General features: G+C 57.6%; 6 protein-coding genes. 4 read left to right on the top strand and 2 right to left on the bottom strand.

The window, feature by feature from the left end:
• Positions 1-34: 34 nt before the first annotated feature.
• Entirely contained in the window at positions 35-2,401 is a 2,367-nt protein-coding gene (locus V8J63_RS11110; RefSeq protein WP_130901996.1) for a tetratricopeptide repeat protein, read from the top strand.
• A 225-nt stretch (positions 2,402-2,626) separates the two neighbouring features.
• Here the strand turns inward: V8J63_RS11110 and V8J63_RS11115 are convergent, their stop codons facing one another.
• Complete coding sequence (locus V8J63_RS11115) at positions 2,627-3,601, bottom strand: hypothetical protein (RefSeq protein WP_125926903.1); 975 nt, start codon at positions 3,599-3,601, stop codon at positions 2,627-2,629.
• Positions 3,602-3,832: 231 nt separating this feature from the next.
• Complete coding sequence (locus V8J63_RS11120) at positions 3,833-4,324, bottom strand: hypothetical protein (protein WP_281119602.1); 492 nt, start codon at positions 4,322-4,324, stop codon at positions 3,833-3,835.
• 197 nt (positions 4,325-4,521) lie between these two features.
• Between V8J63_RS11120 and V8J63_RS11125 the strand changes: the two genes are divergently transcribed.
• From V8J63_RS11125 to V8J63_RS11135, 3 genes are all read left to right on the top strand, one after another.
• A complete protein-coding gene (locus V8J63_RS11125) occupies positions 4,522-5,214 on the top strand; it encodes an aspartate/glutamate racemase family protein (protein ID WP_197890012.1) in 693 nt (230 codons plus the stop codon).
• A gap of 576 nt (positions 5,215-5,790) precedes the next feature.
• Positions 5,791-6,150: a DUF6124 family protein gene (locus V8J63_RS11130; RefSeq protein ID WP_042610027.1), complete on the top strand. Its 360-nt coding sequence runs from the start codon at positions 5,791-5,793 to the stop codon at positions 6,148-6,150.
• A gap of 322 nt (positions 6,151-6,472) precedes the next feature.
• Entirely contained in the window at positions 6,473-10,057 is a 3,585-nt protein-coding gene (locus tag V8J63_RS11135) for a hypothetical protein (protein WP_336464043.1), read from the top strand.
• The last annotated feature ends 714 nt before the right edge of the window (positions 10,058-10,771 follow it).

A 10,771-nucleotide genomic window follows, 5' to 3' on the forward strand; every position in this document is an offset into this window, starting at 1 on the left:
CAGAAGGCCAACGCACCGGACTACGGAAGTCGCAATGCCCAAGCACAAAAACAAAGCGGTGCAACCTGAGCCTGACGCGTCACCCTCCTCTTTTTCACGTTACCTGTTTCCAATCACCATCGGTCTGCTGCTGTCGGCCGTGGCAGGCATTGGCTGGTTCCTGTTCAGCCCGGCGACGGCCCCCGTCAAACCCGCAGCGGTCAGCACGCCTGTAGCACCGCCAGCCAAGCCGCAACCGACTGTGGCAAACAAACCGGCAAGCATGGTCGATGAGCAGCAATGCCAGGGCTGCCACAGCGAACAGGTCAAGGACTGGCAAGGCTCGCATCACCAGCTCGCCATGCAGCCGGCGACCGCCGAAACTACCCTCGGCGACTTCAACAACGTGACCTTCAAGGCCGAAAACGAGACAACAAAGTTCACCCGCAAGGGCGATGAATTCTGGGTCAATGCGCCCGGCATCGACGGCAAGAATGCCGACTTCAAAGTGGCGTACACCTTCGGCATCGCGCCGCTACAGCAATATCTGATCGAGGTCGGTCAGGGGCGTCTGCAAGCGCTCGGCGTGGCGTGGGATTCCGAGAAAAATCGCTGGTTTCATCTGTACGCCGGCCAGGGCGTGAACTTCAAGAATCCGCTGCACTGGAGCAAACCGAGCCAGAACGCCAATTTCATGTGCGTCGAATGCCACACCACCGGTTTCAAGCGCAATTTCGATGCGCAGAGCAACAGCTTCAACAGTCAATGGAACAGCCTCGGAGTCGGCTGTCAGGCCTGTCATGGCCCGGCGTCGAATCACCTGGAGTGGGCGCAGAAAAAAGACGATGTGATCCATAAGGGCTTCGACGTCGATCTCAAGGACAAGAACGCCACGGTAGAAATCGAAACCTGCGCGCGCTGCCATTCCCGCCGCGCACCGCTGGGCGATGGCTTTACCGTCGGCAAGCGGCTGATGGACGATTACCTGCCCAGCGCCCTGACCCGCGAACTCTATGCGCTGGACGGCAAGATCAAGGACGAAGTGTTCGAACACGGCTCGTTCCTGCAAAGCAAAATGTTCGACAAGGGCGTGCGCTGCAGCAATTGCCATAACCCGCACAGCAACGAGCTGAAGGCACCGGGCAACGCCGTGTGTCTGCAATGCCACAACACGGCGGGCAAGACCTCGGTCGCCGGCGTCGACGGCAAGGGTCTGCAAGCGAAGAATTACGACTCCATTGAACACACCCGCCACGCCATGGGCCAGCCCGGCTCGCAGTGCGTCGATTGCCACATGCCCGGCAAGTTCTACATGGGCAACGACTTTCGGCACGACCACAGTTTCAGCATTCCCAACCCGGAGCGTGCGCAGAAACTCGGCACCCCAGACGCCTGCCTGACCTGTCACCAGGGCAAGGCCGGCGACAAGGTCACCGCGCAGTTCAAATTGTGGAACGCCACTGCCTCCCCGGCTCAGCAGGCGCCACGCTATGACGAAAGCCTGTGGCTGATCCGCAATGGCCAGCCCGGCGCCGCCGACGCGCTGTACCAGCAATTGCAGCGCAGCAACCTGCCGCCGATCCAGCGCGCGACGCTGCTGGCGGAATTACCGCTGTACCCGAGCGAACAGGCGCTGAAACTGGCCACTCAGGATCTCAAACATCCAGAGCCACAGGTGCGCGACAGCGCGGTGCGGGCAATCAGCGCATTCTTGCCACCGCCGGAGCGTGCGCCGTTATTGGCGCCGTTGCTCAATGATCCAGTGAAAGCCGTGCGCATCGTCGCCGCGCGGGATCTGCTCGGTGCCTCGCGCAACAATGGTCTGGGGGCGGCGCAAGCCAGCTGGAACGCGGCGATCGCCGAATATGAAGTCGTGCAGAAAAGCTTGCTCGAACGTGCAGAAGCCAATCTCAATCTGGCGATGCTGTACCAGGCCAGCGGGCGCAGTGCCGAGGTCGAACCGTTGCTGCGCAGCGCCCTGCAACGTGACCCGGACTTCTACCCGGCGCTGGTCACGCTGGCACAGTGGCTGGAAGCGAATGGTCGCGCCACCGAAGCGCAGAAGCTGTTGGATGACAGCCTCAAGCAGCATCCGGATGCGGCGCTGTTGCAGCACACGCGCGGGTTATCGCTGATCCGTGCCGGCCAGTCCGCCGACGCCATGTCCTACCTGCGCAAAGCCGCACAACTGGAACCGGAGAATGCGCAATACGGCTACGTACTGGCGGTGGCGCTGCATGAGAGCGGCAAGGTTGATGAGGCGTGCGCGATTCTGGAAAGTTTGCTCAAGGTACAACCGGCCAACCGCAATGCGCGGCTGTCGCTGATTCAGTACTACCTCGATAGCGGCCAGGAACCGAAGGCGCAAGTGCTGTTGCAGGGCTGGAAGAAAATGAATATGGGGGATCCGGCGCTCAAGTGATCGGCTGGAGATCGGTGGCCCCTCACCCTAGCCCTCTCCCAAGGGAGAGGGGACCGATTGGGGAATATTCAAGGATTGCACCGACTTGAGCGATCGGCTTTGAATCCGTAATCGACTCGGTCTGTCACTTCGATATATCACCCAAGACACCCCGGTCAGTCCCCTCTCCCTCCGGGAGAGGGTTAGGGTGAGGGGCTTTTGATCTTGGCTTTCAGAATCGGACAATCACCACGAAGACGTCTCTCCACTGCGCAAAGCCATCTCCCGCCGGCTATTAGCACGCATCGCCTTGATCAGCGACACCGTCCCCACCAACAAAATCGCCGCACCAAACAAAAAGTCGATGTTGTATAGCTGGAAATCTTCCACCGGCCCGATCAGCAATGTGCGCACCACCGCAATCCCCACCAGCGTCGCGAGAAAGTCGATCCCCGGTTCATCGCGATAAAACACCAGCATCAGCGGCAGGCACAGCACCAGCAGAAGCAACAGCACCACAACCTTGAACGAGCCTTTGCGCTCGACGCTGAACGCACACTCATGCGCGCCGTAAGGCTTGTAGTCCTCGTCGCGAATCATCGAGTTTTTCTCGTTGATGTAGTCGGCGCGGTTGTACTTCTGGATCGGCGTGAAGGTGTTGGACATCTCCATCAGCGTGGTGATGTTCTTGAAGCGCAAGTCGATGCGCTCGCTGCCCTTGAGGTAATACAGCACCGGTTTGTAGCCGTAGCGATAAGTGTCGAACGGGAACGCCGCGGTCTGGGCGTGCACGCCGATCGGCCGTGGTTCGAGTTCAGCGAAGGCGCTTTTGTTGGTCGACGAGAGGTTGCGGCTCAGCGGCTGCACCTTGATCTGCTCGAGGAAGATCGGCGTCACGCCGAACGACCACTGCAACGGTTCCAGACGCAGGCGCAGTTCGTTGCGGCCCAGGTCGTAGCGGTTGAAGGTGCGTTCGGAAACCACCAGCGAACCGCCGACCATGAACTCACCGCGCAGGTTGTTGGTGACGCGCAAGGTCAGTTGATCCTTGCCCAGCAACGCCGCTTCCGTGGTCGGCGGCGTGCCGCACCACGCGGTGCTTTCACCGACACCGCCAAGCTGGCCGTCGCGGTTTTCCTTGAATACGTAAAAGTAACTGGCCCACAGCGTCAGCAGCAAAAGCGACGCCGTGAGACCGAGGATTTTTTTGCCCGGACTCACTGATCAGACTCCCTTCTTCGGTTCCATCGTCCAGCCGAAAACCCGCTGGCGACGGCGACTCTACCAAAAGGCCATCAGTGACCCAAGGGAAAATGCCGGATCGGCACCGAACCTAAGGGTTTCCCCGGTACTCGCCTCACCCCCCCAAGGAGCGAGCCTGCTCGCGATAGCGGTGTTTGATCGTTACACGCTCTGCGTGGGAATGCAGCCCGGGACGCTCTGCGTCCCAATCTAGGTGCGATCGCGAGGAATCAGGCTTTGCAGTTGCTGCGCCAGAAAATTAGCATCAAACGCAAACGTATCCGGATCCTTCAAACCATTGGTCTTGCGCCACTGCCACGCACCATCCGCCAGGCCAACCAGGGAAATGCTCCCGTACCGCGCCGCCGTCAGCCCCATCACTGCCAGGGAAATCTGCCCGCCGCTGCCCATCACATCCGGCACAAACTCCACCGGTTTGCCGGCAATCACAATGCTCAACTTCTCAGTCTTGAATGTCGAGGTTTCCACCGGCACGCTCGGCCCGGACGCGACATACGCCTCGCGACTGACCTCCAGCAGATTCGGCGCCTTGACCGGTTCAAGCCATTGCTCGATCTGGTCGAACAGCGCGCCAATCCGAGCCGCCCAAGCAGCCGATTGCGTGGTGAACAGTTGCTTCTTGTGCGCTTCGCTTTCGGCATAGTGGCGAAGCATTTCGCCCAGTTGCTGTACGTCGTTCATTGCGGTGTTCCTCGGAAAGGACCTGCGAAGGGTGATAGTGGCAGATCCCCGGCGCGGCGTACGTTTAGTTCTTGCAGATGCACAGTTGCGGGAAAGATCGGCGGTACAGTCAGTCGGTACTGGCGTCGAGTCTCGAACAGAAGGTAACTTCGGGCAGACCTGAATGCTCGACACTGACATTTGCTTGAGGAAATCCAATGCGCACCATCGGCCTTATCGGCGGCATGAGCTGGGAGTCCAGCGCCGAATACTATCGCCTGATCAACCAACAGGTCCGCGAGCGCCTCGGCCCGTTGCGCTCGGCGCAGTTGCTGATGTACAGCGTCGACTTCGGCCCGGTCGAACAGGCCCAGCACGCCGGGTGCTGGGACGATGCAGCGGCGATTCTGGTGGATGCCGCACGCCGGCTTGAAGCTGGCGGCGCCGAGTGTGTGGTGCTGTGTACCAACACCATGCACAAGGTCGCCGAGCAGATCCAAGGCGCCATCAGCATTCCGTTCCTGCACATCGCCGAACCCGCCGCCCAAGCTGCATTGGAAATCGACGCGCGCACGGTCGGGTTGCTCGGCACCGCGTTCACCATGGAGCAGGACTTCCTCAAGCAGCGTCTGATCGCCCAAGGCCTGACCGTACTGGTGCCGGATGATGCCGAGCGCAAAGAGGTGCACCGGATCATCTACGACGAACTCTGCGTGGGCGTGATCAGCGGACAATCGCGAGAAATCTACCAACGCGTCATCGAATCCCTGACCGCCCGTGGCGCCCAGGCGATCATCCTCGGCTGCACCGAAATAGGCCTGCTGATCAAACCCGAACACAGCGCCCTGCCCCTGCTCGACACCACCGAGCTGCATGCGCAGTCAGCGGTGGCGTTCGCACTGGGCGACTGACTCAGGGTTTCGGGCTATTGCGTAGACGGGCCATGCTCAGGGTGTCGACCCACTGCCCGTCGCGCATTGAAGCGTCGAGGGGCAGATTGCATTCGCGAGCAGGCTCGCTCCCACATTTTGATCCAGCCCGGGCACAACCCCTGTGAGCACTGAAGATTCATGTGGGAGCGAGCCTGCTCGCGAAAGCGACCTCACAGCCAACACCTGCTTCCCGGCAAAACGTCTACCGTGCTGTCGCCAATTTTTGCCTTTTAAACGCCGCTGTTTAAAAGACACCTCCAGACACGCCTTCCAGGCTACAAATTCTTGCGCCATTGCCTACAGCTAGGCCAGAATCCGCCGGCTTGTGCGCCTTGGGGGCGGGTTCTATTGTGGTGCGGTCGCTGAATGTTCAGTGATCGGGTTTAGCAGCCCGGGTTATCTCTAGACGCACAAGGTCTTGCCGTTATGGCGGCTTTGCGTGGGGCACTTCGGTGCGCCGGGTTCTAGAGTCCCGGTCTGCTAACCCGCGTACAGCCGCCACCTCCTTCGTTAGCAGCGAACGGTGGCAGCTTCACCACTCTAGAGGCTTCACCCATGATCAAACCAACACCCAACCCACCCGAAACCGACCCCACCTCCCCCTACGAATCCCTCGATTCAAAAAAACTCCACCAAGCCGCCGACCGCGCCCTCGACCACTACCTCTGCCCACCCGGCTCGACCCCACCGCCGTTCAGTCCCCGCGCCATGTACGCCGTCACCGCCGACACCAAAAATGAAGACCTGCTGGCCAACGCCTGCGAAACGCTTGCGTCGGCCAAAACCATCGCTCAGGAATTCGCCGGGCTGGTAAAGCCATCGCAGCGGCGGACGCTGATGGGGATTGCGCAGTTGATCATGCTCGGCGAACTGGCGGTGAATCGGGTGCTGGATAATCTGGAGTTGCCGCAGTAGCGGGTCTCGCGACGGGCTCTGAATAAGGCGCCGGCAGTGCCGACGCCTTCGCGGGCAAGTCCGCCCACAAGGATCCCAGGCGCGCACAAGGTTGCGGTTACACCGCCGAATTTTCGGGGGGCGAGCCCGCCCACTACAGGAGGGTGGTTAGGGCTCGAAGTCAGAATTCTTTGTACCGCCCCGGCGTTGAGCAGTCTTAGTCATGGCTTTAACCGGACGACCATTCGTCAGAAAACCGCTCATACCTGTCAGATCTGACAGGTGTGTTTCACCTGAATTCGGGCTCTGATACTTCCTGCCACTCACCGCAGGAAATATGGCCATGTCCTCCACTGAAAACACAGTTCTACAATTGCTCCCGCCCAAGGTCCATCTTCAAACCAGGCCGATCGAAGGTGCGGACATTGGTGTACCGCTGCACGCAGTCATCATCTATCCCCCTGAACTTGTCTTTAAACGTGCTCAAATCCATATCGATCCGCCGCTGTCAGGCACTGTGCAGGAAGGGGACGACGTAAGGCTTTACTCAACGCTCGACCCCGCGTTGGTAGGCCCGGTCAAGGACGCAAATTTTGCGGATTCAACCACAACCCCCCTGTTGCTGAACGCTACAACTATTCAAAAAGATGTGAACGCCCCGATTCGGATGTACATAAAAGAGAGCCAGTTCCGTCATGACGTGATCGTTTACCTGTTTTATACGATCACGCGCGGCAGCGAAAACGTCGGTGCTTCATCTTCGTTAAGTTATATCTGGAACCGCATCCGCCCTGGGATGAAAGATGATGTAACCGTTCCTGGTGGCCACGCGAAACTGAAACTGCTGTTGCCTGACGCGATAAAAAATGGTGTCGGCCCCGACTTCGTTACCGCGCGAGTGGCTGTTCAATACCCCTTTTGCCGAGCCTATGACCGTATCAGCTTCATGTGCAACGGCAAGATCCTTGAGGTCAATGTAGGCCCCACTGAAGCGCCGGAGCCGCCCGATCACGGTTCCGAAACACCGACGACAATTTACTTCGACGTAGACCGGGCATTTCTGGAACTTGCCAAACAGCAAGACAAGAAAATGGCTTTTCTGTTTACGGTCTACGACCAGCTAAACAACTCGGCCGACCCCGATGCCCAGTGGTCACCGCCGCAGATCATCGATGAAGATCTGGATGGAACCCGCTTTGCAAAACCAATTCTGCGGGAACAACTCAATGACCCGAGCGACACGCCGGAAATCAACTTGGGCAAATTAAAGGACCAGCCGCTAAAGGTCGTCATTGTGCCGGCAGACGCTCGCTTCGAAGCGGGTTATCAAGTCAGGATGTTCTACACTGCCACCCACCCAGACCATACCGATGTGGTCGATGAACAAACCGCCACGGTGATAGTGGATGAATTCGGCCAGAAACAGCTCGTCGTCATCGAAGTGCCAAACCAGAAAGTCATCATCGCAGGCAGCACGGTCAAGGTTTTCTACGAAGTGCGTGAGCCTGACAAAGGCGACGGCTCCCCCGGTGATCTGGTGGGCAGATCCAATACCACCGTTGCGCAGGTAGTCGGCTTTCACTTGGACTTGAAACAACCCAGCGTCTTGCAAGCCAACGACACAACCTTGGCGCCACTGGACGCGCTGAGCAAACTCACCATCGTCGTGCCACAGGGCACTACGCTGTCTACCGATTTGCTCAGTGTCTGCTGGACAGCCAAACCCGGTACACACACCGAAGGCTCCATCGTCACCGCTGCAAAACCCATCAGCGAGATCGGCCTCAATAACGATATCTCTCCTCAATTAATGGCGTTCAGTCTCGGCGACGTCGTCAGCGTCAGCTACATCATCACTCGCGATGGCGAACAGTGGCCTTCCGAGACACTTTCCCTCACCGTACAAAATTTGCCACAGTCAGCGCTTATCGCCCCACGGCTGAAAGAGGCTGACTCGCAGGGTGAAGGCTCGGAACTCAAACTCGCCAACCTCACGCCTCAAGGAAAAATGTGGTGCCCGGGTTTTCCGCTCAATGCAGAGGGCCAGTTCGTCTGGTTATTGTTCAAAGGCACAAACGCTGATGGTTCGCCTTATGAGAACTACATCTGGGCGGCACCATTTGCATATGTCAATGAGCAGTGGGTATTGGATGGTTTCTTTGAGGCGCTCGCGCCGTATGGGGATTTGATCGGTTTGATGCCTGGCCGCCCCCTCACGATGGTGATGTTTATCTCGTTCGGGAAAAGCCAGGATCTAACGTTGGCGAAGCGGTTTATGGAGCGCACGTATTCGGTGAGTGCGGTGGAGGATGTGGCGCCGACGATTGAGTCGATTACAGCTACTGACAACGGCGAGGAGATTCCCAACGGCGGCACCACCGTCGAAACCGCCGTAACCTTGAGCGGGGTTGCTGCCAAAGGGCAGAAAGTCGATGTACTGGATGGCACCACTTCAAAGGGGCAGCCGACTGCCGACCCGGTAACAGGCGTCTGGACGTTGCTCATTACCGCGCTGGACAAGACCACACACGTTTTCGTGGCGAAGGAACTGTATGGAGCGGGGCAGAGTTCCGATGTCTATACGATCAATGTTGTGGCCATGCAGCCGCCAGTATTGCTGTCTCCAGCTGTCACTCCGATCGATGTCCTGGCCTATGAACAAGGTGTCATCTTGCGTGTCATCTTTCCCGAAGCACTCCCGGGCGATGAGGCGCTCTTGGCCGAGGAAGAACCGCTACCCGGCAGCGTGCCGTTTCCTTCAATGCCCTTCAATGCATCGAAAACGGTGGACTTCCAACTCCCATCAGAATTTCTTGTGACGCGTCGAGGGAGTACTCGAAGGTTTCGTTGGGCGCTAATCCGAAATAGCATTCCTACAGCTGACTCCCCGGACCTCACGCTAGTTATTAACGCTATCGCAGTGGACGACCCACGTTTGCCGATATCGAATATTGCAGGAGAACTCGGACAGCAACTCAATGTTTCGGATCTGCCGGATGATGCGCGGGTGCTTTCTGAAAAGATTCCATTGATGCAACAGGGTCACCCGGTTTGGGTTGACTTTGAAGGCGTCGATGCTGAGGGGAACCCCGAAACCAAAGAGGTTTCCGTAGGCGGGCTGAGTGAATTGGCGGACAGGGTTTCATTACCGGCGCCAGTCGAGTGGTTAAAAACACGAAAACATGAAAGTGAGTTGAGAGTGGTTTGTGCGGTCAATCTCGATGGGATCAAGGACAAAACGAAGGCAGTACCGCTTCCGGTGCGTACTTATACGATGAATGTGGCCCAGGCATTGACGATAGATCCCACGCCAATGGTATTGGACGGCCCCCACTTCTATCCTGCACCGGCGCCCTACACCCCGACCGGTGCTGTAACAGCCTATCTGGATGATAACGCACATCGAGTCCGGGAGGCTTTAGGTGGTGTCCCTCCGTATCATTACAGCTCATCAAATACTAACGTCGCTTCCGTTAATGCAACAACTGGGGATGTAGTTTCAACCAGTAATGGCACTGCCCGAATCGGCGTGCGGGACGCCAAGGGCAATATTGTCAGCTACGAAGTGGTATGCAATAACGTGTATGAATTGGTCTATGTGTCTCAAAAACTCACACACTCGCAGGCCATAAATTGGATGCTATCCATAGGGGCACAATTATTTCCAAGTCCATTGTCTTCCAGATCAACTGACCCACTTATCAGAGCTGCAGGTTTTGGTTTTCAAAAGACAAGTTCGGAGTCTTCTGATCATTGGCATACCTCATTTGTGGATTCATGGCAGGGGACCTACTCCTCAAGTAAAGCAAGCCCCGTCTACATCGCTCAATGGCACACCCCACCATACCGCTTTGGACTCTCTGCCGTCGGGAATTCTGCGTTATATACCCTCAGCACCTCAATTGGGTACCGTCTCAGAAACCGGTAGAGGCTTGTATAAGGGCAGATCGTGCTCTCATCGTAATCTTCGTAGAAGCAACGTCTAGAATCAGTAGATTGCGGCCTAAAGCTGCGATCAATTGGGTTGCGGAACATGGCGGAAGATGGTCAGAGTCCGAACCTACCGGGAACATAGGTTCCCCAATCGGGTTCTGGATAATCTGGATTTGCCGCAGCGAGGAAGGAAGGCTGAGTTATTCGCCGCTTACTCCGCCCTCTTCGCGAGCAGGCTCGCTCCCACAGTTTGATCGTATTACAAATGTTAGAGCGAGCTTGCTCGCGAAGAGGCAATTAGGTTCGGCGCAGTTCTTCGATTCAAACGAAGCTGTTTAAAAGACACCTCCAGACACTGTCTCCAGGCTACAAATCCTTGCGTCGTTGCCTACAGCCAAGCCAGAATCCGCCGGCTTGTGCGCTTAGGGGGTTGATTCTATTGTGGTGCGGTCGCTGACGAATCAGCGATCGGGTCTCGCAGCCCGTCGATCTCTGGACGCACAACACCCGCTGTTTTTATGGCGGCTGTACGTGGGAGACCTTCGGGTCTGCCGGTTCTAGAGTCCCGGTCTGCGACCCGCGTATAGCTGCCACCAACCATTTCGTATCGCAGCGAAAGTTGGCAGCTCCGTCGACTCTAGGAGCTTCACCATGATCAAACCAACACCCAACCCACCCGAAACCGACCCCACCTCCCCCTACGAATCCC

This window comes from Pseudomonas sp. CCNWLW23 (genome assembly GCF_037095675.1).
Classification (GTDB): domain Bacteria; phylum Pseudomonadota; class Gammaproteobacteria; order Pseudomonadales; family Pseudomonadaceae; genus Aquipseudomonas; species Aquipseudomonas atacamensis.